Source organism: Nocardioides sp. WJ219, assembly GCF_058559815.1.
This window is the reverse complement of the sequence record NZ_JBZUJV010000012.1, coordinates 86,372-106,958: the sequence shown is the minus strand read 5'-3', so window position 1 is coordinate 106,958 and position 20,587 is coordinate 86,372. Positions and strand designations below refer to the sequence as shown.

The following is a 20,587-nucleotide window of genomic DNA, read 5'->3' as shown; positions in this document are numbered from 1 at the left end:
GCTCAGCGCCCGCGGAGCCGGCCGAGCTGGTCGTCGCTCAGCCGCACGCGGCCGGCGCCGAGGTTGTCCTCGAGGTGCTCGGGACTGCTGGTGCCCGGGATCGCCAGCACGTGCTCGCCCTGGTGCAGCGTGTAGGCGATGCGCACCTGCGCGGCGCTGGCGCCGACCTCGGCCGCCACCTCGGCGACGACGTCGTCCTGCCCGTTCGACGCGTCGTGCCCCGCCTCGCGGCCGGGCCCGGCGATGGCGAAGAACGGCACGAAGGCGATGCCGAGCGCCCCGCAGCGCTCCAGGACGTCGTGACCGTGGTCGGAGTCGAGGGAGTAGCGGTTCTGGACGCAGACGACCGGCCCCACCGCGAGCGCCTCGTCGAGCTGCGCGACGGTCACGTTGGACACACCGACGTGGCGGACCAGCCCCTCGGCGACCAGGTCGTGCAGGGCGCCGACGTGCTCGGCGACCGGGCCTGGACCGTAGGTGCGGTAGTTGACGACGTCGAGGTGGTCGCGGCCGAGCTGGCGCAGGTTCTCCTCCACCTGGGCGCGCAGGTCGCCCGGCCCGGGTGCGCCGGCCCACGAGCCGTCGATGCCGCGGTGGGGTCCGACCTTGGTGACGACCACCAGGTCGTCGGGGTAGGGCGCCAGCGCGCTGTTGATCAGCTCGTTGGCCGACCGGGTCCGGGAGAAGTAGAAGGCGGCGGTGTCGATGTGGTCGACGCCGGCCTCGACCGCTCGGCGCAGCATCGCGATCGAGGTGTCGCGGCCGCTCGGCGCACCCATGTCGAACGGGCGCGACCCGGTCAGCCGCATCGCACCGAACCCGAGCCGGTCGACGTCCAGGTCGCCGAGGGCGCAGCGGCCGGCGCCCGAGCCGGTCACCGCTGCACCGCGCCGTGGCGCTCGGCCGCGACCGCGACCGCGGCGTCCCGGGCGGCGGACGTCTCCTCCTCGGTGAGCGTGCGGTCGGGGGCGCGGAAGCGCAGGGCGAAGGCCAGCGACCGCTGCCCGGCACCGACCTGCTGGCCGGTGTAGACGTCGAAGAGCCGGATCGACTCGAGCAGGTCGCCGGCCCCGGCACGCAGGGCGGCCTCGACCTCGGCGACGCTGACCGAGGCGTCGACGAGTAGGGCGACGTCCTCCTTGGCCAGCGGGTAGGACGAGAAGGCCGGTCCCCCGACCACCTCGGGCACCGCGGCCAGCAGGGCGTCGAGGTCGATCTCGACCGCCGCGCTGCGGGCCGGGAGCCCGGTCGACCGGCACACCGTGGGGTGCAGCTCGCCGGCGTGGCCGATCGACGACCCGCCGACCAGGACCTCGGCGCAGCGGCCGGGGTGCCACGGGGCGTACGTCGCGGCCCGCACCTCGACGACGACGCCGAGCTCGGAGGCGAGCCGGCGGACCAGCGCGACGGCGTCGGACCAGGCGGTCTCGCGGCCGGCGCCCCACCAGCCGGCCCGCTCGCGCTCGCCCGCCAGGACGACGGCGAGGTGCAGCGGCTGCCGCGGCAGCGTGTCGAGCAGCTTGGTCAGCTCGTCGGGCGAAGGTCGCCAGTCGACGCCGTAGATCGGCGCGGGACCACGGTCGGCCGGGAAGGCGACCGTCCCGGTCTCGAACAGCGCGACGCCGGGGGCGCCGCGTCCGAGGTTGCGCGCCGCGGCCCTGACCAGCCCCGGGAGCAGGGTGGTGGTGTAGCCGGGCTCCTCGGACGACAGGGGGTTGGCCAGCCGCACCGTGTGGCGACGGGCGTCGTCGGCGGGCAGCCCGAGCTGGTCGAGCGCGGCGTCGCCGACGAACGGGAAGCTGATCACCTCCACGCAGCCGGCGCCGGCGAGGGTGCGCCCGACCCGGCGGCGCAGCCGCTGCGAGCGGGTCAGCCCGCGACCGGCGCCGGGGGCCGGGAGCACCGAGGGCACCTGGTCGTAGCCCACGACGCGCGCGACCTCCTCGACGAGGTCGTAGGGGTCGGTGAGGTCGGGCCGCCACGGCGGCGGGGTCGCGGTGAGCGCGTCGCCGTCGACGACCACCCGGCAACCGACGGCCTCGAGGTGGGCGACCGTGGTCTCCCCGGCGATCGGGATGCCGCTGATCCGGGCGGGCAGGTCGAGGGGCATCGCGATCGGGGCCGCCTCGGGCGGGGCGCCGGCGACGGTCACGCCGGGCGAGGCGCTGCCGCCGCCGTAGGTCGTGAGCAGCTCGACGACCCGGTCGGCGGCCGCCTCGGTGACGGTCGGGTCGACGCCGCGCTCGTTGCGCTTGCCGGCCTCGGAGCCGATCTTGTGGCGCTTGCCGGTGCGGAACATCGAGGTGGCGTCCCAGTGGGCCGCCTCGACCAGCACCCGCGTCGTGGACGCGGAGATCTCGGTGGGCTCGCCACCCATCACCCCGCCGAGGCCGATGATGCCGGACCCGTCGACGACGACGAGGTCCTCCTCGGACAGCGCGCGGTCGGTGCCGTCGAGGGTGGTCAGCCGCTCCCCCGCGCGCGCCCGTCGTACGCCGATCGGGCCGGTGAGCTTGTCGGCGTCGTAGCCGTGGATCGGGCGGCCGATCTCGAGCATCACGTAGTTGGTGACGTCGACGGCCAGCGAGATCGGGCGCATCCCGGCCTGGGTGAGCCGCCGCGCCATCCAGTCGGGCGTCGGCGCGGCGGGGTCGAAGCCCTCGACGAGCCGGGCGACGAACAGCGGGCAGCCGTCGGTGTCGTGCAGCTCGACCGGGTAGCCGTCGGCGCCGGCAGCCGGGACGTCGCGCTCGGCCGGGTCGGTGAACGTCGCCCCCTCGGCGGCGTAGGCCAGCGCAGCCTCGCGAGCCACGCCGCGCAGGCTGAGCGCGTAGGCGCGGTCGGGGTTGATCTCGAACTCGATGACGTCGTCGTCGAGCCCGAGCACGGCGAACGCGTCGTCGCCCGGGCGTCCGGCGTCGGCGGGCAGCACGATGATGCCCTCGCCGTCGGCGCTGAGACCGAGCTCGGCGGCCGAGCAGATCATGCCGGCCGAGACGTGGCCGTAGGTCTTGCGCGCGCTGATCGCGAAGCCGCCCGGCAGCACGCCGCCCGGCAGCACGACGACGACCAGGTCGCCGGCGTCGAAGTTGTGGGCCCCGCAGACGATGCCCTGGGGCTCGCCGGTGCCGTTGGCGTCGCCGACGTCGACCTGGCACCAGTTGATGGTCTTGCCGTTCTTCTGCGGCTCGGGCTCCCGGCTCAGCACCTTGCCGACGACGAGCGGGCCGGTGATCTGGTCGGCGGGCCGCTCGATCGCCTCGAGCTTGAGCCCGAGCGCGGTGAGCCGCGCCGCGAGCTGCTCGGTGGTGACGTCGTCGGGCAGGGCGACGTACTCCCGGATCCAGGAGACGGGGGCCTTCATCTAGAGCTCACTTCCGAACGCGGTGGTGAAGCGGACGTCGCCCTCGAAGAGGTCGCGCAGGTCCTCGATGCCGTGGCGGAACATCAGGGTGCGGTCGATGCCCATGCCGAAGGCGAAGCCGCTGTAGCGCTCGCTGTCGACACCGCAGGCGCGCAGCACCCGCGGGTTGACGACGCCGCAGCCGCCCCACTCGATCCAGCCCTCGCCACGGCAGGTGCGGCACTCCTGGCCGTCGACCTGACCGGCACCGCGGCACACGAAGCAGACCAGGTCGACCTCGGCGCTGGGCTCGGTGAAGGGGAAGTACGACGGCCGGAACCGGGTCGTGATGCCCTCGCCGAACATGGAGCCGGCGAAGTGGTCGAGGGTGCCCTTGAGGTGGGCCATGGTGATGCCCTCGTCGATGGCCAGGCCCTCGACCTGGTGGAAGACCGGGCTGTGGGTGGCGTCGTACTCGTCGGTCCGGAAGACGCGGCCCGGGCAGACGACGTAGATCGGGGGCGTGCGGGTGAGCATGGTGCGCGCCTGGACCGGGGAGGTGTGGGTGCGCAGCACCATCGCGTCGCTGCCGGGGTCGGTCCAGAAGGTGTCCTGCATGGTGCGGGCGGGGTGGTCGGGCCCGAGGTTGAGGGCGTCGAAGTTGAGCCACTCGGCCTCGATCACCGGCCCCTCGGCGACCTCCCAGCCCATCGCGACGAAGATGTCGGCGATCAGCTCGGAGCCGGTCGTCAGCGGGTGCCGGGCGCCGGCGGGCACCCGGTCGGTGGGGAGCGTGACGTCGACGGTCTCCTCGGCCAGCATCCGCTCCTCGTGCTCGGCCTCGAGCACGGTCTGGCGCTCGGCCAGCGCCTTGCCCACCGCGCCGCGCGCCTGCCCGACCCGCCGGCCGGCGTCCTTGCGGGCCTGGGGCGGCAGCGCACCGATCTCGCGGTTGGCCAGCGCGAGCGCCGACTTGTCGCCGGTGTGGTCGATGCGCACCTGCTTGAGCGCGTCGAGGTCGGCGGCGGCTGCGATGGCGGCGAGCGCGGCGTCGCGAGCGGCCTCGACCTCGTCGGGCTTCAAGGCGTCGACCTCCACGGGGTCGTAGTCGGTGTTGGGTCCGGACACGTCGAGGAGTCTAGGTACCGGCACCGGGACCGAGCTCGTGAGGTTCCGGATCCCCAGGGTCAGGTCGAGCCGCGACCGGGCCCACCGGCGATCAGCAGCGACGACCGGCGCGCACCGGTCGCCGGCGGTCTCAGGCGGTCTCAGGCGGTCTCAGGCGGGAAGGTCCTCGTCCTTGAACTGCCGGGCCACCAGCACGTCGGTCGAGGAGTGGGCAAGGATCGACAGGCTGATGGTGAGGGCGGTGAGGTGGAAGAGCTCGTCGGCCAGACCGATGCCGGACTCCAGGACGATCAGTCCGTAGACGACCGAGGCGAAGCCCTTGGGCCCGAACCACATCGCAGCCGCCTGTTCTCGCACCGACAGTCGTGAGCCGACGAACGACACCAGCAGCGCGATCGGCCGCGCCAGGACGAGGGCGAGCACGGCGAACAGCCAGCCCGTCCAGGAGATCTCGAGGAGGAACGAGGGGGTGATCAGTGCGGCGAAGACCAGGATCGCGACCAGCTTGAGCTGCTCGGCGACCAGCTCGCCCAGCTGCTCGAACTCGTGCCGGAACTCCTGGGACATGCTGGCCACGGTGATGCCGGCGGCGAACGCACCGAGGAACAGGTTGGCGTGCGTGGTCAGGCAGAGGCCGAGGACGAGCAGTCCGATCGCTGCCGGAAGCAACGGTTGCAGGTGCTCCACCGAGGCGAGGTAGGGCAGCCGCTCCAGCCGCAGCACGACCCAGGGAACGGCCACACCGATGGCCACGCCGAGCGCGAGCTCGGTGGCCAGGTGGCCGTAGTCGGTCTCGTCGCCACTGACGACGGCCAGCAGCACCAGCACCACGGGCAGCGCGAGCCCGTCGTTGACGCCGGACTCGACGTTGAGCAGCTGGCGCAGCCGGGGTGGGACCTCCTGGCGTCCGACGATCGCGGCGGCGAAGACCGGGTCGGTGGGCGCGAGCACGGCCCCCAGCAGGAACGACTCCAGCCACGGCAGGCCGGCGACCCAGTGCGCAAGCGCGGCGGTGACCAAGAGCGTGAGGGGCAGGCCGAGGACGAGAGCACGGCCCGGCAACCGCCACGCCTGGCGTAGGTCGGCGAGCCCGACACGCATGCCGTCGCTGTAGAGCACCGCGAAGAGGGCGAGCTCGGCGAGCACCGCCACCGCGGGGTCCCCCGACTCGACGTCGAGCACGCCGAGGACGCCGGGTCCCAGCAGGAACCCGCCGACGAGGAACAGCACAGCCGTGGACAGCACGGTCCGGTTGGCGAGCTCGCTGAGCAGGACGCCCACCACGAGCAGGCCGGCGAAGCAGACCACCAGCAACGGGATGTCCACCAAGTTCCTCCGGTTGCGGTCGTGACGGGGCGGTCGGGGTCGGGTGTCGGCGCGTGATCATCTCATCGGGTCGGCGGCCGGCACGTGCGGCCTACGGTGTCAGGGTGCGCCGCTTCCTCGTCCAGCTGGTCCGTTTCGCCTGGGCCGAGGCGCAGTCGTGCGCCTTCGCGGTCGCACTGTTCGCCGGGCTGCTGGTGGCCTACGTCGTGCCCCTGCCGGTCGCCCGCTACGACGCCCTCCTGGTCTGGTGCGTGGTCGTCACCCTGGGGTGCTGGGCCGTCGGCCTGGAGACCTGGCGGGAGGTGCTGGTCATCGTGGCCTTCCACCTGCTGGGGCTGGGGCTGGAGGTCTTCAAGGTGCAGGTCGGCTCGTGGTCCTACCCCGAGGACGCGGTCACGAAGGTGGCGGGCGTGCCGCTGTTCTCGGGCTTCATGTACGCCGCGGTCGGCTCCTACGTGTGCCAGGCATGGCGCCGCCTCGAGCTGCGGGTCAGCGGCTTCGACGCCCTGCCGATGACGTTGGTGGCGGTGGCGGTCTACGCGAACTTCTTCACCCACCACTACACCGTCGACCTGCGGGTCCCGATCGCCGCCGTCGGGCTGCTCGTACTGCGCCGCACCTGGGTGCACTTCACCGTCGGCGACGCGCGCTACCGGATGCCGCTCGCGCTGTCGTTCCTGCTGATCGGCCTGTTCCTGTGGGTCGCGGAGAACCTGGCGACGTACCTCGGTGCCTGGAAGTACCCCGGACAGCTCGACGTCTGGGAGGTCGTGCACACGTCCAAGATCGGGTCGTGGGCGCTGCTGGTGACGATGAGCTTCGTGCTGGTGGCTGCCGTGAAGCGGTGGGAGGGCGTGCTCTACCAGGGCTCAGCCGAGGGTCAGCTCGTCGGGGACGCCGGGCCAGGTGCAGCTGAGGACCGCTCCCCCGCCGGGCGCGTCGGCGATGCCGACCGTCCCGCCGTGGGCGCGCACCAGGCCGTTGACGATGTAGAGACCCAGCCCTGACCCGCCGCTGACGCCGCCGGTCCAGAACTTGGTGAACACGCGCCGCCGCAGCTCGGGCGGGATGCCCCCACCCTCGTCGGACACGGTGACGCGGACGCCGTCGGGGACGTCGGCGTGGGCCTCGCGCGCGACCACCACGGTGACGACGCCGTCGCCGTGCCGCACCGCGTTCTCGACCAGGTTGGTGGCGACCTGGGTGAACTTGTCCGGGTCGGCCATCACGTCGGGAAGGTCGTCGTCGAGCTCGAGCACGATCTCGCGGTGGGTGCCCGCGCCGACGGAGTCCACGATCCGGCGCACCAGCACGCCGGCGTCGCTCGGGCGGGGGTAGAGCTGGAGGCGGCCGGTGTCGATGCGGGCGACGTCGAGCAGCTCGGCGATCAGCCGGCTGAGCCGGTCGGAGTCGGCGGCGACCGTGGTGAGCATCAGCTTCTTCTGGTCGTCGTTGAGCTTGTCCCAACGGTTGAGCAGCGCCTGGACGAAGCCCTTCACCCCGGTCAGCGGCGAGCGCAGCTCGTGGGCGACGGTCGCGACGAGGTCGGAGCGCTCGCGGTCGAGCCGGGCGCGGCCGCGCCCGGAACGGATCGTGATCGCGACCCGGGTGACCGGGCCGAGCGGGGCCGCTCGGTGCAGCCGGGCGGCCACCAGCACCTCGGTGCCGTCGGGCAGCAGCCACGACTGCTCGGGCACGGCGGTGCGGGTGCGCAGGCCGTCGTACGGCGTGTTGGTCGAGGTCCAGTCCTGGGCGTCCTGGTCCTGCAGGCGGAGCACCTCGCCGAGCGGTCGGCCGACGTCGTCGGCACCTGCTCGGCCGAGCATCCGCGCCGCGAGCGAGGACACGAGCGTGACCCGGCCCTCGGCGTCGGCGATGACGACCCCGTCGGGCAGGACGTCGGCGAGGTCCTGCGCGGTGGGCTCGGGCACCGGGTCAGACTACGGCGGTGGACCTGCACACCGGCGACGGCGACCCCGACCTCGACCAACGCCTCAGCGACGAGCTCGACGCCTGGAACCGGGCGGCGACCCGGGATGTCCAGTGGCAGCGCGAGCTCACCGTGCGCGCCGAGGACGACGCCGGCCTCGCCGGCGGCGTCAGCGGCTGGACCTGGGGCGAGGCCGCCGGGATCGGCATGACGTGGGTGCGCGAGGGCGACCGCGGCACCGGCCTGGGCGCCCGCCTGCTCGCGGCGTTCGAGGACGAGGCACGCGCCCGCGGCTGCACCCACGTCTTCGTCACCTCGTTCACCTTCCAGGCCCCGGCGTTCTACGAGCGCGCCGGCTACCGGGAGATCTTCCGCTGGGAGGGCGTCCCCCGCGCCGGCCTGGACGACGTGCACCTGCGCAAGGACCTGGGGCCCGGGCGGTAGGCGCTGCGGCGTGGGTGTCGGACGCTGGTCGAGGAAGGCGCGCTAGCGCCTGTCTCGAGACCACCCGCACGGTCCGTGCGCACCGCGGGTGCGGCACCTCGCCGGGTCTCGAGACGGCCGCGGCCGGCCTCCTCGACCCTCGTCGTCAGGACTCAGGCGCGGTGGGCGCGGGCGGACTCGTAGAGGCAGAGCGCGGCGGCGGTGGCGAGATTGAGGCTCTCGGCGCGACCGTGGATGGGGATCCGGACCCGGTGGTCGGCGAGGTCGGCGAGGTCGGCGGGCAGGCCGTGGGCCTCGTTGCCGAACAGCCAGGCGGTGGGGCCGGCGAGCAGGTCGCCGGCGTCGTGCAGCGAGACCTCGCCGTCGCCGGCGGTGGCCAGGACCGTGAGCCCGGCGTCCCGCAGCGCGCGGACGGCGTCGGCCGGGTCGGGCTCGACGGCGACGGGCAGGTGGAAGGCGCTGCCGACACTGGCGCGCAGGGTCTTGGGGTTGTAGAGGTCGACCGACGTGCCGGCGAGGACGACGGCGTCAGCGCCCGCGGCGTCGGCGGTGCGCACCACCGTGCCGGCGTTGCCGGGGTCACGGACGTCGGCGCACATCGCGACCAGGCGCGGACGGGCGTCGAGCAGGTGGGCGAGCGGGCGGTCGACGAACCGGCACAGCGCGACGACGCCGGCCGGGGTGACCGCGTCGCTGAGCGAGGCCAGCGCCCGGTCGTCGACCAGCGTGACCTCGACCTCGGCCGGGACCAGCGACCGGCCGGACGGCGTGGCGAAGACCTCGACCACGCAGCCGGGGACGCCGAGCGCCCCCTCGACGGCCTTCGGGCCGTCGGCGAGGAAGAGCCGCCGCTCGGTCCGGACCGAGCGGCGGCTCACCTTGCGGATGTCCTTGAGCCGGGCGTTGCCGGCTGCGAGCGGGACGCTCAGGCGGAGACCTGGGTGGACTCGCGGGGCGCGTTGACGTCGTCGGGCAGCGCGGCCTTGGCGGTCTCGACGAGCGCGTTGAACGCGGCGACGTCGTTGACGGCGAGCTCGGCCAGGATCTTGCGGTCGACCTCGACGCCCGCCAGGTTCAGGCCCTGGATGAAGCGGTTGTAGGTCAGGCCCTGCGCACGCGCCGCGGCGTTGATGCGCTGGATCCACAGGCGACGGAAGTTGCCCTTGTTCTTCTTGCGGTCGTTGTAGCTGTAGACCAGCGAGTGGGTGACCTGCTCCTTGGCCTTGCGGTACAGGCGGGAGCGCTGGCCGCGGTAGCCCGCGGCGCGGTCGAGGGTGGTCTTGCGCTTCTTGTGCGCGTTCACTGCGCGCTTGACGCGTGCCATGGTGTTGCTCCTTGGTGCTCAGATGCTCGGGGACGTGGTGCTGGGAAGGGTCAGATGCCGAGCATCTTCTTGGCGCGCTTGACGTCGGCCTTGGCGATCTCGACCTGGCCGGCGTTGCGACGGTGCTTCTTCCGGCTGCCCGTGGTGGGGGCCGAGGCGAACGCGGCGCCGGACTTGCGGCCGGCCTTCAGCCGCATGATCTTGCCGGAGCCGGTGACCTTGAGGCGCTTGCTGGCGCCGGAGTGTGGCCTGTTCTTGGGCATGTCTACTTCTCCTCAGATGGTGCGGTACGACGGGGCGACGGACGTGCGCCGCCGGGATCAGGCCTCGATCTCGGGATCGAGGTTCTCGGAGCGGCCACGCTCCTTCTTCTGGGCGACCGGGCCGGCGGCGTGGGCGGCGTCGCGCTCAGCCTGCTCCTCGGCCACGTTGGCGGCCCGCTCGGCTTCCTTCTCGGCCTTCTGGACGAGGTGGTCGGCCTTGGCCTCGGCCTTCTTCTTGTGCGGGCCCAGGACCATGATCATGTTGCGACCGTCCTGCTTGGGCGAGGACTCCACGAAGCCGAGCTCGGTGACGTCCTCGGCCAAGCGCTGCAGCAGCCGGAAGCCCAGCTCGGGGCGGTGCTGCTCGCGACCGCGGAACATGATCGTGATCTTGACCTTGTCGCCGGCCTTGAGGAACCGGACGACGTGGCCCTTCTTGGTCTCGTAGTCGTGGGCGTCGATCTTGGGACGAAGCTTCATCTCCTTGATGATCACGTTCGTCTGGTTCCGACGCGCCTCACGGGCCTTCTGGGCGTTCTCGTACTTGAACTTCCCGTAGTCCATGAGCTTGCACACGGGCGGACGGGCCATCGGGGCGATCTCGACGAGGTCGAGGTCGGCCTCTTGGGCAAGGCGCAGCGCATCGGCCGTCGGCACGATGCCGACGGTCTCTCCGCTGGGCCCGACGAGCCGGACTTCCGCCACGCGGATCCGGTCGTTGATGCGAAGCTCGGTGCTGATGTGTCCTCCAGGGGTCAGACGATGGGTCGTGACGGTGTGGGCCCCGAAAAACAACGGAGGCTCCCGCCGGTGTCGCAAGCGGAAGCCAGTCAGGACCACCTCACCCTGCTCCCCGTCCATGGTGTGCACGGGGTGCCAGGCCGGAGCCATCGGACCGGACCCGACGACCTGTGCCCCGTGGTGCATGGTGCGGTGGAGCGGCGGTCGGTGCGGGTGGGAGACGATCGAACTGATCTCCGCTTGCGGATCTGGACGGGCACGGTTGCGTCCATCCAGATCGGTCAACACCACACCCTAGGCCACCATTCCCCCTCCCGCCCAAATCTCGGCGCGGCTGCGGTCCACGGACACCGATCGAGGAGGTCCTGCCCGGCCGTCGGTGACCGACCCTGGTCGAGGAGGTTCCGCTAGGAACCGTCTCGAGACCACTCCCGCCGCCGGCGACGCGCGCTGCCCACGCAGCGGGGCTCAGGTGTCCTGGGGCGCGACCCAGGCGAGGTCGGGGCCGACGCGGGCCAGGCGCCAGCCGGCGGCGAGGCCGCGCAGGTGGTCGCCGGCGACCACGAGGGAGGCCGGGCCGGCGAGGTCGACGAGGAGGGCCTCGGCGCCGTCCTGGAGGGCGGCGAGGGCGGCGGTGCGGGCCGGCACCGGCACCGGGCGGGCCTCGGGGTTCCAGGCGGCGAGGGTCTCGGTGCCCGAGAACGCGAGCAGGCCGCGGCGCCCCCCGGGCCCCTCCACGAGGACGGCGGCCATGTCGCTGGTCTTGTCGTGCGCCAGGCCGCGCTCGTCGAGCTCCACCTCGCCGGCGACCGCGACCACCGGCACCAGCAGGCGGGCGTCCTGCAGCGCCGCGAGCGCGCCCGGCAGCGCGCCCGGGTCGGCGGCGTACGCCGTCAGCGCGGCGGTCAGGGCCGGGTCGGCCTCGCCCGTGTCGTCGGGGTACGCCGGGGCGAGCAGCTCACGGTCGGGCACGGCACCAGTCTGCCCGGCTCCGTGCAGCGCCGACGACCGGCCGCGTGGGACCCTGGGCTCATGGACGACGTCAGCTACGGCGTACTGGCCCTGGCCCTCACGGTGGCCGCCGGCACCTGGACCTGGTACGCCTACCGGCGCCACGGGCTCGGCGCGGGCCTCAAGGGCGCCGGCATCACGGTGCTGCCGGTGGCGGCCTACCTCACCAAGACCCTGGAGATGTTCGGTCGCATCGGCGACGCGATCGGTGACTGGGCGGTGCGGCTGGTCTTCAGCCCGGTGGTCTGGGTCGGCATCGCGCTGGCCGGGATCGGCGTGGTGCTCTACGGCGCCGGCCGGGTCGTGGAGAGCCGCACCGGCGGCCGGGCGCCCGCGCAGGAACGGGAGCGCGGGACCGGACCCGAGCAGCTGCCGCCGTCGTCGCCGCGCCGCGGCCGGCCGGCGGTCGACGACGACCTGGCCGACATCGAGGCCCTGCTCAAGAACCGGGGCATCACCTGAGCCCGGTCGACCGGGTGCTCGCGCTCCTCGACGAGCGCGAGCCCACGCTCGGGGCCGGCCGGCTGGTCTGCGTCGACGGGCCCGCCGGCTCGGGCAAGACGACGTTCGCGGCCGCCCTCGCCGGGCGTACCGGCGCGGGCGTCGTGCAGCTCGACGACCTCTACGACGGCTGGGACGGCCTGGACCAGCTCGACGGCCAGCTCGAAGCGCTGCTGGTCCCGATGTCGCTCGGACGCCCGGGGCGGTACCGCCGCTACGACTGGCACACCCGGTCACTCGCCGAGACCGTGCAGGTGGAACCGGCTCCCCTGCTCCTGCTCGAGGGAGTGGGGTCGGGATCGGCGACCTACCGCGACCTGGTCACCGTACTGGTGTGGGTGGAGGCGCCGCGCGAGCTGCGACTCCACCGCGGCTTGGAGCGCGACGGCCAGGACCTGCGTGAGCCGTGGCTGACCTGGCAGGCGGCCGAGGACCGGTGGTTCACCCGCCACGGGACCCGCGCCCGGGCCGACGTGGTGGTGGACACCACCGTCGACCCGGGCGGGTGCCGCGCGGCTGCGGTCCAGCCTCCCGGCTAGGGAGTGAGGGCCGAGGTCGCCTTCTCCGTGCAGTCGGCGACCTCCTCGGCCTCGTCGGCGGAGATGCCGGTCAGGTCGGCGGCCTTCGCCGACAGCTCCTGGGCCTCGGAGGCCAGCTCGGCGGCCTTGGCGGGGTCGTCGCCCACGTCCTCGACCTTGGCGACGTAGGCGTCGACGGCGTCGCAGTAGGCCTGGACGTCGGCGTTGCCCGAGTCGCTGCTGCCTCCGCCCCCGCCTCCGCCCCCGTCGCCGTCGCTGTCGTCACCGCAGGCGACACCTCCGAAGAGGAGGGCGACGGCGAACACGGTCCCAAGTACACGATTCATGAGAATCCTTCCGATCACTCCGCGCCGGCCGGTGCCGGCGGCTCACCCGAAGGTAGGAGATGCCGCTCCTCCTGGTCGACCTCTCGGGGGCGGCCTGTCCGGCCATGGCATGGACCTGCCACTCCGCACGCCAGGTGGCAGGCTGAGCCCATGCTCCCTCCCAGCGGTGACCAGTTCCGCATCCGAGCCGGCGGCTACGAGGCCGTCGTCACCGAGAGCGGGGCGGCCCTGCGCTGCCTCACCTTCGCCGGGCGGGACCTCGTCGACGGGTTCGCCGAGGACGAGATGTCGGGGCGCGTGCACGGCCAGCTGCTCGCGCCGTGGCCCAACCGGATCCGCGACGGCCGCTACTCCTTCGGCGGGCGCGACCTGCAGCTGCCGCTCACCGAGCCGGAGCGCCACCACGCCTGCCACGGCCTGGTCCGCTGGGAGGCGTGGACGCTCGAGGAGCACACGACCGGCTCGGTGTCGCTGCAGTACCGGTTGATGGCGCAGACCGGCTACCCGTGGGTCGTCGACCTGCACGTCGTCTACGACCTGTCCGCCGACGGGCTGACGGTCACCCAGACCGCCACCAACCTCTCCCCCGAGCCGGCACCCTACGGGTGCGGCGCCCACCCCTACCTGACCGTCGGCCCCGGCCCGATCGACACCTGGGAGCTGACGCTGCCGGCCGCGACCCGCTCGCTGACCGACGACGTCCTGATCCCGGTGGGCAGCGAGGCCGTCGACGGCACGGCGTACGACTTCCGGGTGGCGCGGCCGATGCGCGACGTCGCGCTCGACACCGGGTTCACCGACCTCGTGCGCGACGACCGCGGCGTCGCCACGGTGACGCTGCGCGACCCGGCGTCGGGACGGGCCGTCGCGCTGTGGGTGGACGAGGGGATCCACTGGCTGCTGCTCTACACCGGCGACGACGCCCCGGAGATCGCGCGACGGTCGCTGGCCGTGGAGCCGATGACGGCCAACGCCGACGCGTTCCGCACCGGCGAGGACCTGCTCACGCTCGAGGCCGCGGGCGAGCCGGGCGACGAGGTGTCAGTCTCGTGGGGGATCCGCGCGGTCGACGAGGGCGCGTAGCTGCCGCACGGCGAGCCGCGCCCGCGCGCCGTCGGACCCCTGGACGGCCATCACCGAACCGGTGCTCCCGTCGGCGAGGTCGAGGGTCACCCAGGGCGCGCCCGGGGGCAGCTGGACGGCGACGACCTCGGCCCAGGCGTAGGTGCGCCGGCGGTAGCCGTTGACGACGACGAGCCGGTCCTCGTGGGCCTCGACGCGGGAGCGGCCGAGGGCGTAGAGGCAGCCGAAGCCGAGCAGGAACATCGCGACGACGGTGCCGCGCTGGAACGGCGTCACCGCGTCGCGGACGTCGGACTCGAGGCCGAACCAGAGCACGGCCGTGATCACGAGCAACGCGCCGCCGGCGATGGTGCCGGCGATCCGGGGACCGAGCGGGCGCCACGTGTGCGGCAGCGACGGCACCTCGGGCGGCAGGTCAGAGCCGGCAGGCATGGATGTCGGTGAGCAGGATGCCGCGGGCGCCGAGGTCGTAGAGCACGTCCATCAGCCGCTGCGACCCGGCGCGCGGCACCATCGCGCGGACGGCGACCCAGCCCTCGCGACCCAGCGGCGCGATGGTCGGGCCCTCGATGCCGGGGGTCAGCGCGACCGCGCGGTCGAGGTCGGTCTCGGCGATGTCGTAGTCCATCATCACGTAGCTGCGCGCGACCAGGACGCCCTCGACCCGGCGCCGGAAGATCTCGAAGCCGGGCGGGAGGTCGGCGCCGGCCCGGGTGATCAGCACCGCCTCGCTCTGCAGGATCGGCTCGCCGAACGTCGCCAGGCCGGCCTGCTTGAGCGTCGCGCCGGTCTCGACCACGTCGGCGATGGCGTCGGCCACGCCGAGCTGGATGCTGGTCTCCACGGCGCCGTCGAGGCGGGTGACGGTGGCGTCGACGCCGCGCTCCTCGAGGTAGGACCGCACGATGCCGACGTACGACGTGGCGATGCGCAGGCCGGCGAGGTCGCCGACGTCGGTGAACCGGCCCGCCGGACCGGCGAAGCGGAACGTGCTGCGGCCGAAGCCGAGGGTCAGCGCCTCGTCGGCCTTGGCGCCGGAGTCGCGCAGCAGGTCGCGGCCGGTCACGCCGACGTCGAGCGTGCCCTCCCCGACGTAGAGCGCGATGTCGCGGGGGCGGAGGTAGAAGAACTCGACGTCGTTGTCGGCGTCGGTCAGGGTGAGCTGCTTGGAGTCGTCGCGCTGGCGGTAGCCGGACTCGCGCAGGATCTCGCTGGCCGCCTGGGCCAGGGACCCCTTGTTGGGGATCGCGATCTTCAGCGTCATGGCGGGTGGGTGCTCCCGGGTCAGAGGCGGGTCAGAGGTGGGCGTAGACGTCGTCGAGCTCGAGGCCGCTGGCGAGCATCAGCACCTGGGCGTGGTAGAGCAGCTGGCTGATCTCCTCGGCCGTGCGCTCCTTGCCCTCGTGCTCGGCCGCCATCCAGGACTCGGCGGCCTCCTCGAGCAGCTTCTTGCCGATCGCATGGACGCCGGCGTCGAGGGCCGCGACGGTGCCCGAGCCCTCGGGCCGGGTGCGCGCCTTCTCGGACAGCTCGGCCCACAGACCGTCGAACGTCTTCACGGTGGTCAGCCTAGGGTGCGCGCGACCCGGTCCGGCCAGGGGTGGCGTCAGACCTCGCCGCCGAGGCCCCGGAGCACCCGCGCCGTCTCCAGCGCCGCGGAGGTGGCCTCCCAGCCCTTGTCCTCGCTCGAGCCGTCGAGGCCCGCGCGGTCGAGGGCCTGCTGCTCGGTGTCGCAGGTGAGCACGCCGAAGCCGACCGGTACCCGGTGGTCGAGCGCGACCCGGCCGAGGCCGTCGGTGGCGGCGGTGCAGACGTAGTCGAAGTGCGGGGTGCCGCCGCGGATGACGACGCCGAGGGCGACGACGGCGTCGTAGCCCTGGGCGGCGAGGGCGTCGGCGACGACGGGCAGCTCGAACGTGCCGGGCACCCGGACGATGGTGGGGTCCTGGACCTGGTAGGCCTCCAGCGCGCGCTGCGCGCCGGCGACCAGGCCGTCCATCACGACGGTGTGCCAGCTGGCGGCGACGACCGCGACGCGCAGGTCGCTGCTGTCGACGGGCTCGGTGGTGGGGGCTCCGTGGCCGGCCATCAGACGGTCTCCTCGGGGGTGTGCTCGGGGGTGTGCTCGGGGGTGTGCTCGGGGGTCAGGACGGGCGTCGGGACGACGGCGAGGTCGGGCAGGTCGTGGCCCATCCGGTCGCGCTTGGTCAGCAGGTAGGCGAGGTTGTGGTCGTTGGGGTGCGGCGTCAGCGGCACCCGCTCGGCCACCGGGACGCCGTACAGCTCGAGGTTGTGGACCTTGTCGGGGTTGTTGGTCAGCAGCCGGACGCTCTCGACCTTGAGGTCCTTGAGCACCTGGGTGGCGGTGCCGTAGTGGCGGGCGTCGGCCGGGAGGCCGAGGTCGAGGTTGGCGTCGACGGTGTCGCGCCCGCCGTCCTGCAGCTGGTAGGCCTGCAGCTTGGCGACCAGCCCGATCCCCCGGCCCTCGTGGCCGCGCAGGTAGACGACCACGCCGCGGCCCTCGGCGACGATGCGCTCGAGCGCCTCGTCGAGCTGGGGGCCGCAGTCGCAGCGGGCACTGCCGAACACGTCGCCGGTCAGGCACTCGGAGTGCACACGGGTGAGCACCGGCTCGGTGCCGGTCACGTCGCCGTAGACCAGCGCGATGTGCTCGGAGCCGTCGACGGTGATCCGGTATCCGTACGCCGTGAAGTCGCCGTGGCGGGTGGGCAGCCGGGTCTCGGCGACCCGCTCGACGAGGTTCTCGTTGCGGCGGCGGTAGCGCACGAGGTCCTCGATCGAGATCATCGCCAGGTCGTGCTCGTCGGCGAACGCGCGCAGCTCGGGGGCGCGCTTCATGGTGCCGTCGTCGTTGACGACCTCGACCAGCACGCCGGCCGGGGTGAGGCCGGCGAGGGTCGCGAGGTCGACGGCCGCCTCGGTGTGGCCGCGCCGCACCAGCACGCCGCCGTCGGTGTAGCGCAGCGGGAAGACGTGGCCGGGCCGGGTGATCTCCCACGGCTCGGTGGCGCTGTCGGCCAGCACGCGCGCCGTGTGGGCGCGGTCGGCGGCGCTGATGCCGGTGCTGACGCCGTCGCGGGCGTCGACCGAGATCGTGTACGCCGTGCGCAGCTTGTCCTTGTTGTGCGGCGTCATCAGCGGGATCTCGAGCCGGTCGAGCATGTAACCCGGCATCGGCACGCAGATCACGCCGCTGCTGTAGCGGATCGTGAACGCCATCAGCTCCGGCGTGGCCTTGCTGGCCGCGAAGATGAGGTCGCCCTCGTTCTCGCGCCCCTCGTCGTCGACGACGACGACGGCCTTGCCGGCCGCGATGTCGGCGATGGCGCGCTCGACGCTGTCGAGCCGGACGCCGCCGTGCTGCTCCTCGACCTCCACGGGTGGCAGGGGGGTGGTCATCGGAGGGTTCCTTCCTGGAAGCGGGCCTCGAGGAGCTTCTCGACGTGCTTGGCGAGCACGTCGACCTCGAGGTTGACCCGGTCGCCGGGCTGACGGCGGCCGAGGGTGGTGCGGGCGAGGGTCTCGGGGATCAGGCTGACGGTGAACGACTCGGCGCCGGCCTCGACGACGGTCAGGCTCACGCCGTCGACGGTGATCGACCCCTTGTCGACGAGGTACTTGGCCATCGTGGCGGGCATCGAGACCTCGACGACCTCCCAGTGCTCGCTCGGCTGCCGGCGTAGGACGTGCCCGACGCCGTCGACGTGGCCCTGGACGATGTGGCCGCCCAGCCGGGTGGCGGCGGTGACGGCGCGCTCGAGGTTGACGACGTCGCCGGGCTGCACGCCCTGCAGGCTCGTCTTGTCGAGCGTCTCCTGCATCACGTCGGCGGTCCACAGGTCACCGTCGAGGGAGGCGACGGTGAGGCAGCAGCCGTTGACGGAGATGGAGTCGCCCAGCGAGGCGTCCTCGACGACCGTGGTCGCGCGGACGGTGAGGCGGATGGCGTCGGACTGGTGCTCGACGGCCTCCACGGCGCCGAGCTCCTCGACGATTCCGGTGAACATGTCACTCCTTCTTCCGTGGCGTGAGGGTGAGGCGGACGTTGGGCTCCTCGCCGTCGACGCCGGGTAGCACGGTCACGTCGGTGACCGTGGGACGGAACGCATCGGCGATGGTGGTGATTCCGAGGTCGGCGACCGAGGCCAGCCCGGCACCGAGGAACACGGGCGCGACGTAGGCGACGACCTCGTCGACCAGGCCGGCGGTGAGGAACGCCGCAGCGAGGGTGGGACCGCCTTCGAGGAAGACGTGCTGGCGGTCGCGGGCGCGCAGCCGGGCGAGCGCCGCGTGCGGGTCGCGGGTGCGCAGGTGCACGGTCTCGGCGTCGGTGTTGAGGACCCGGCGGTCGGCGGGGAGGTCGCGCTCCCCCATCACCGCGCGCAGCGGCTGGACGGCCAGCGGAGCGCCGTCGTCGTCGCGGACGGTGAGCAGCGGGTCGTCGACCAGGACGGTGCTGGTGCCCACCAGCATGGTGTCGGCCAGGGCGCGCAGCCGGTGGGTGTCGCGGCGCGCGGCGGTGCTCGAGACCCAGCGGGAGGTGCCGTCGGCGGCAGCGCTGCGGCCGTCGAGGGTGGTGGCGAGCTTCCAGGTGACGAACGGCCGGCCGTGCTCGACGGCGAAGGTCCACACGCGGTTCAGCGTCCGAGCCTCGTCGGCGAGCAGCCCGTGCTCGACGTCGACGCCCGCTGCCCGCAGCGTCTCGGTGCCGCCGGCCGCGACCGGGTTGGGGTCGCGCTGGGCGACGACCACCCGTCGTACGCCGGCGGCGACCAGGGCCCGCGAGCACGGGCCGGTGCGGCCGGTGTGGTCGCACGGCTCGAGGGTGACCACGGCGGTGGTGCCCCGGGCGGCGGCACCGGCGCGGGCGAGGGCATCGGCCTCGGCGTGGGCGGTGCCGGCACCGCGGTGGTGGCCCTCGGCCACCGTGGTCCCGTCGTCGGCGAGCAGCACGCACCCGACCCGCGGGTTGGGGCCCAGCGGCACGCCGGGGGTCGCGGCGAGCGCGAGGGCGCGGCGCATCGCGCCGTGCTCGGTTGCGCTGAAGGCCATCGTCTCCCCTCCGGTCCGGTCGCACTCACGGACTCCGGGGACGACGGTCGCAGACGGCTCCCGGGCACCGGGGACGTCGGCGAACCACCTGCGTGCGCTTCCCATCCGGACTTTCACCGTCGGTCCAGGATTTCCACCTGGTCAACCGCTCACTGGCTGTGAGCGGGTCGCGGACTGTCACCGCCGGCTCGGAATTGCACCGACCCCAGAGCACGCGAGCACTAGTTCACTCGTCGGTCCGAGTTTGCCACAGCAGCCGCCGGGAGCGGCTGTGGATCGTGTCACGTGCCGGGACAACTTCGTGGCGTCCCCGACGTCCCACCCTCGTGAAGCCCACCTGCCTGGCCCTGGTGTCGTTCCTGCTCGTCGCGGGCTGCTCGGGACCGGCGCACCCTCCCGCTCCACCTCCGCCTCCGCCGACGACGACGGCGACCGCTGACCCTGACGGCTCGGTCGGCTCGGTCGGCTCGGCGGGACCGGCCGAGCTGGCGGCGCGCGACGACGCGCGCCTGCACGGCGCCGCCGTGGCGCGGCGCGGCCGCACCCTGGAGGTCGCCGCGGTGTGGGAGGTGCGCGACCACGGACGGCGGTACGTCGTCGCCCGGAGCGACGACGGCTTCGCGACCGCGACCCACGAGGTGGCTCGGGTCCGTGACGTCCACCGGGTGCTGTGGCCCGCACCGCCCCGGGGCGCCCCGAGCCCGGCGTCGTGCTCGGGCGTCCACGGCGGCGTCACGCTCTGCGCCGGGCACCAGCCGCACCGCGCCCTGTGGACCGCGGACGACGGGGTCGGCTGGGAGGAGCGCCGGGTCCCGCTCGAGCCGCTGCTGGTCGAGCCCGTCCCGTCGCTGCGCGAGGGCACGTTCGCCCTCGTCGGAGGTGGCGACGGCGCGACCCTGTTCCCGTTCCAGCGGGTGGCCCGGTCGACCGACGGGGGTGCCACGTGGGCGACGTACGAGCTGCCGCGGTTCGACGGCGCGATCGCCTTCTCCTCCGGCCACGTGGTGCTCGCCGACGGTCGGCTCGTCGCCGCCCTGACCGAGTTCAGCGACGACCGCGGCCACCGGCCGGCGCCGCGGTGGCACGGGTTGTGGGTCAGCGAGGGCGACGACTGGACGTCGTTCCGCCCGTTCGAGCCGCGGTTCGTCCCGCCACTGCCCGCGAGCGCGTCGTACGGCCCCGTCGAGTCGCTGGACGCCAGCACCGAGCCCGACGCCGTCGTCGTGGTGCACGCGGACGACGGCCGGAGGGAGCGGGTCTACGCGTCCTCCGACGGTGCCCGGGTCTTCCGCGAGGTGCGGCTGCGCTGACCGTCGTCCAGGACCTGCCACGCCGAGAGACCGGCGACGTAGGCCCAGCCCCACCACAGCAGCCAGGGCAGGTCGACGATCGCTCCGACGGCCAGCATCGCGGCGCCGGCGAGCGCGCACCCGCGCAGCCAGGGGTCCGCCACCAGGCGGGCCGTGATCGACATGGGAGCAGTGTCGTGCTCGGAGTCGCTCAGATCAAGTATCTAGAGTGGATTAGTGATTATTGGCTCTCGAGACGGCGGGTC

The 20,587-nt window shown here is 73.4% G+C and carries 24 protein-coding genes, 1 pseudogene and 1 riboswitch; of the genes and pseudogenes, 6 read left to right on the top strand and 19 right to left on the bottom strand.

The annotated features are described in order from the left end of the window. Positions 1 to 2 precede the first annotated feature (2 nt). From AC4MBH_RS22285 to AC4MBH_RS22270, 4 genes are all read right to left on the bottom strand, one after another. Complete coding sequence (locus AC4MBH_RS22285) at positions 3 to 878, bottom strand: aldo/keto reductase (protein WP_491797600.1); 876 nt, start codon at positions 876 to 878, stop codon at positions 3 to 5. Further along, a complete protein-coding gene (gene pheT, locus AC4MBH_RS22280; RefSeq protein WP_491797599.1) occupies positions 875 to 3,364 on the bottom strand; it encodes a phenylalanine--tRNA ligase subunit beta in 2,490 nt (829 codons plus the stop codon). Before pheT ends, AC4MBH_RS22285 begins: the two co-directional genes overlap by 4 nt. Beyond that, positions 3,365 to 4,471 (bottom strand): phenylalanine--tRNA ligase subunit alpha, encoded by a 1,107-nt coding sequence (gene pheS, locus AC4MBH_RS22275; protein WP_491797598.1) that lies wholly within the window; start codon positions 4,469 to 4,471, stop codon positions 3,365 to 3,367. It lies immediately after the preceding gene. Between the two features lie 150 nt (positions 4,472 to 4,621). Continuing rightward, complete coding sequence (locus AC4MBH_RS22270; protein ID WP_491797597.1) at positions 4,622 to 5,797, bottom strand: cation:proton antiporter; 1,176 nt, start codon at positions 5,795 to 5,797, stop codon at positions 4,622 to 4,624. Positions 5,798 to 5,850: 53 nt separating this feature from the next. On the opposite strand from AC4MBH_RS22270, the pseudogene AC4MBH_RS22265 reads away from it, so the two are divergent. After that, positions 5,851 to 6,606, top strand: a pseudogene (locus tag AC4MBH_RS22265) (DUF817 domain-containing protein); the annotation flags it as partial. Positions 6,607 to 6,666: 60 nt separating this feature from the next. Here the strand turns inward: AC4MBH_RS22265 and AC4MBH_RS22260 are convergent. Next, positions 6,667 to 7,728 carry a sensor histidine kinase gene (locus AC4MBH_RS22260; RefSeq protein WP_491797596.1) on the bottom strand — a complete coding sequence of 354 codons (1,062 nt, stop codon included), beginning with the start codon at positions 7,726 to 7,728 and terminating at the stop codon, positions 6,667 to 6,669. A 17-nt stretch (positions 7,729 to 7,745) separates the two neighbouring features. On the opposite strand from AC4MBH_RS22260, the gene AC4MBH_RS22255 reads away from it, so the two are divergent. Beyond that, positions 7,746 to 8,171, top strand: a complete 426-nt coding sequence (locus AC4MBH_RS22255) for a GNAT family N-acetyltransferase (protein WP_491797595.1) — start codon at positions 7,746 to 7,748, stop codon at positions 8,169 to 8,171. Between the two features lie 152 nt (positions 8,172 to 8,323). On the opposite strand, the gene AC4MBH_RS22250 is transcribed toward AC4MBH_RS22255, so the two are convergent. The 5 genes from AC4MBH_RS22250 to AC4MBH_RS22230 form a co-directional block, all read right to left on the bottom strand. Further along, positions 8,324 to 9,100 carry a TrmH family RNA methyltransferase gene (locus tag AC4MBH_RS22250; protein ID WP_491797619.1) on the bottom strand — a complete coding sequence of 259 codons (777 nt, stop codon included), beginning with the start codon at positions 9,098 to 9,100 and terminating at the stop codon, positions 8,324 to 8,326. Further along, a complete protein-coding gene (gene rplT, locus AC4MBH_RS22245) occupies positions 9,097 to 9,495 on the bottom strand; it encodes a 50S ribosomal protein L20 (protein WP_491797594.1) in 399 nt (132 codons plus the stop codon). The genes AC4MBH_RS22250 and rplT overlap by 4 nt, the downstream gene beginning before the upstream one ends. A gap of 50 nt (positions 9,496 to 9,545) precedes the next feature. Further along, a complete protein-coding gene (locus AC4MBH_RS22240; protein ID WP_491797593.1) occupies positions 9,546 to 9,758 on the bottom strand; it encodes a large ribosomal subunit protein bL35 in 213 nt (70 codons plus the stop codon). A 57-nt stretch (positions 9,759 to 9,815) separates the two neighbouring features. Further along, a complete protein-coding gene (infC, locus tag AC4MBH_RS22235; protein ID WP_491797618.1) occupies positions 9,816 to 10,517 on the bottom strand; it encodes a translation initiation factor IF-3 in 702 nt (233 codons plus the stop codon). 450 nt (positions 10,518 to 10,967) lie between these two features. After that, complete coding sequence (locus tag AC4MBH_RS22230) at positions 10,968 to 11,471, bottom strand: SseB family protein (protein ID WP_491797592.1); 504 nt, start codon at positions 11,469 to 11,471, stop codon at positions 10,968 to 10,970. A gap of 60 nt (positions 11,472 to 11,531) precedes the next feature. On the opposite strand from AC4MBH_RS22230, the gene AC4MBH_RS22225 reads away from it, so the two are divergent. Together AC4MBH_RS22225 and AC4MBH_RS22220 are read left to right on the top strand one after the other, a co-directional pair. Then, positions 11,532 to 11,972: a hypothetical protein gene (locus AC4MBH_RS22225; RefSeq protein WP_491797591.1), complete on the top strand. Its 441-nt coding sequence runs from the start codon at positions 11,532 to 11,534 to the stop codon at positions 11,970 to 11,972. Between the two features lie 14 nt (positions 11,973 to 11,986). Beyond that, a complete protein-coding gene (locus AC4MBH_RS22220; RefSeq protein WP_491797590.1) occupies positions 11,987 to 12,550 on the top strand; it encodes a uridine kinase family protein in 564 nt (187 codons plus the stop codon). Here AC4MBH_RS22220 and AC4MBH_RS22215 read toward each other — a convergent pair. Continuing rightward, positions 12,547 to 12,876 carry a hypothetical protein gene (locus tag AC4MBH_RS22215; RefSeq protein ID WP_491797589.1) on the bottom strand — a complete coding sequence of 110 codons (330 nt, stop codon included), beginning with the start codon at positions 12,874 to 12,876 and terminating at the stop codon, positions 12,547 to 12,549. The genes AC4MBH_RS22220 and AC4MBH_RS22215 overlap by 4 nt on opposite strands. Before the next feature lie 150 nt (positions 12,877 to 13,026). Between AC4MBH_RS22215 and AC4MBH_RS22210 the strand changes: the two genes are divergently transcribed. Then, positions 13,027 to 13,959, top strand: a complete 933-nt coding sequence (locus AC4MBH_RS22210) for an aldose 1-epimerase family protein (protein ID WP_491797588.1) — start codon at positions 13,027 to 13,029, stop codon at positions 13,957 to 13,959. On the opposite strand, the gene AC4MBH_RS22205 is transcribed toward AC4MBH_RS22210, so the two are convergent. Genes AC4MBH_RS22205 through ribD form a run of 7 tightly spaced genes read right to left on the bottom strand, consistent with a single transcriptional unit; the run spans position 13,918 to position 19,032 of the window. After that, a complete protein-coding gene (locus AC4MBH_RS22205; RefSeq protein ID WP_491797587.1) occupies positions 13,918 to 14,391 on the bottom strand; it encodes a PH domain-containing protein in 474 nt (157 codons plus the stop codon). The two genes, AC4MBH_RS22210 and AC4MBH_RS22205, sit on opposite strands and share 42 nt — an antisense overlap. Beyond that, complete coding sequence (gene hisG / locus AC4MBH_RS22200; RefSeq protein ID WP_491797586.1) at positions 14,375 to 15,223, bottom strand: ATP phosphoribosyltransferase; 849 nt, start codon at positions 15,221 to 15,223, stop codon at positions 14,375 to 14,377. The genes AC4MBH_RS22205 and hisG overlap by 17 nt, the downstream gene beginning before the upstream one ends. Before the next feature lie 31 nt (positions 15,224 to 15,254). Next, positions 15,255 to 15,518: a phosphoribosyl-ATP diphosphatase gene (locus AC4MBH_RS22195; protein WP_491797585.1), complete on the bottom strand. Its 264-nt coding sequence runs from the start codon at positions 15,516 to 15,518 to the stop codon at positions 15,255 to 15,257. Positions 15,519 to 15,565: 47 nt separating this feature from the next. After that, the gene (gene ribH / locus AC4MBH_RS22190; protein ID WP_491797584.1) at positions 15,566 to 16,048 is read right to left on the bottom strand and encodes a 6,7-dimethyl-8-ribityllumazine synthase; all 483 of its coding nucleotides are present in this window, start codon (positions 16,046 to 16,048) and stop codon (positions 15,566 to 15,568) included. Beyond that, on the bottom strand, positions 16,048 to 17,379 hold the full coding sequence (locus AC4MBH_RS22185; protein ID WP_491797583.1) for a bifunctional 3,4-dihydroxy-2-butanone-4-phosphate synthase/GTP cyclohydrolase II: 1,332 nt from the start codon (positions 17,377 to 17,379) through the stop codon (positions 16,048 to 16,050). Before AC4MBH_RS22185 ends, ribH begins: the two co-directional genes overlap by 1 nt. Next, entirely contained in the window at positions 17,376 to 17,987 is a 612-nt protein-coding gene (locus AC4MBH_RS22180) for a riboflavin synthase (RefSeq protein WP_491797582.1), read from the bottom strand. The genes AC4MBH_RS22185 and AC4MBH_RS22180 overlap by 4 nt, the downstream gene beginning before the upstream one ends. A gap of 1 nt (position 17,988) precedes the next feature. Then, positions 17,989 to 19,032, bottom strand: a complete 1,044-nt coding sequence (gene ribD, locus AC4MBH_RS22175; protein WP_491797581.1) for a bifunctional diaminohydroxyphosphoribosylaminopyrimidine deaminase/5-amino-6-(5-phosphoribosylamino)uracil reductase RibD — start codon at positions 19,030 to 19,032, stop codon at positions 17,989 to 17,991. A gap of 88 nt (positions 19,033 to 19,120) precedes the next feature. Next, a riboswitch (FMN riboswitch) is annotated at positions 19,121 to 19,250 on the bottom strand. 108 nt (positions 19,251 to 19,358) lie between these two features. Here ribD and AC4MBH_RS22170 point away from each other — a divergent pair. Continuing rightward, on the top strand, positions 19,359 to 20,342 hold the full coding sequence (locus tag AC4MBH_RS22170; RefSeq protein ID WP_491797580.1) for a sialidase family protein: 984 nt from the start codon (positions 19,359 to 19,361) through the stop codon (positions 20,340 to 20,342). Here AC4MBH_RS22170 and AC4MBH_RS22165 read toward each other — a convergent pair. Next, the gene (locus AC4MBH_RS22165; RefSeq protein ID WP_491797579.1) at positions 20,291 to 20,506 is read right to left on the bottom strand and encodes a hypothetical protein; all 216 of its coding nucleotides are present in this window, start codon (positions 20,504 to 20,506) and stop codon (positions 20,291 to 20,293) included. The two genes, AC4MBH_RS22170 and AC4MBH_RS22165, sit on opposite strands and share 52 nt — an antisense overlap. Positions 20,507 to 20,587 lie beyond the last annotated feature (81 nt).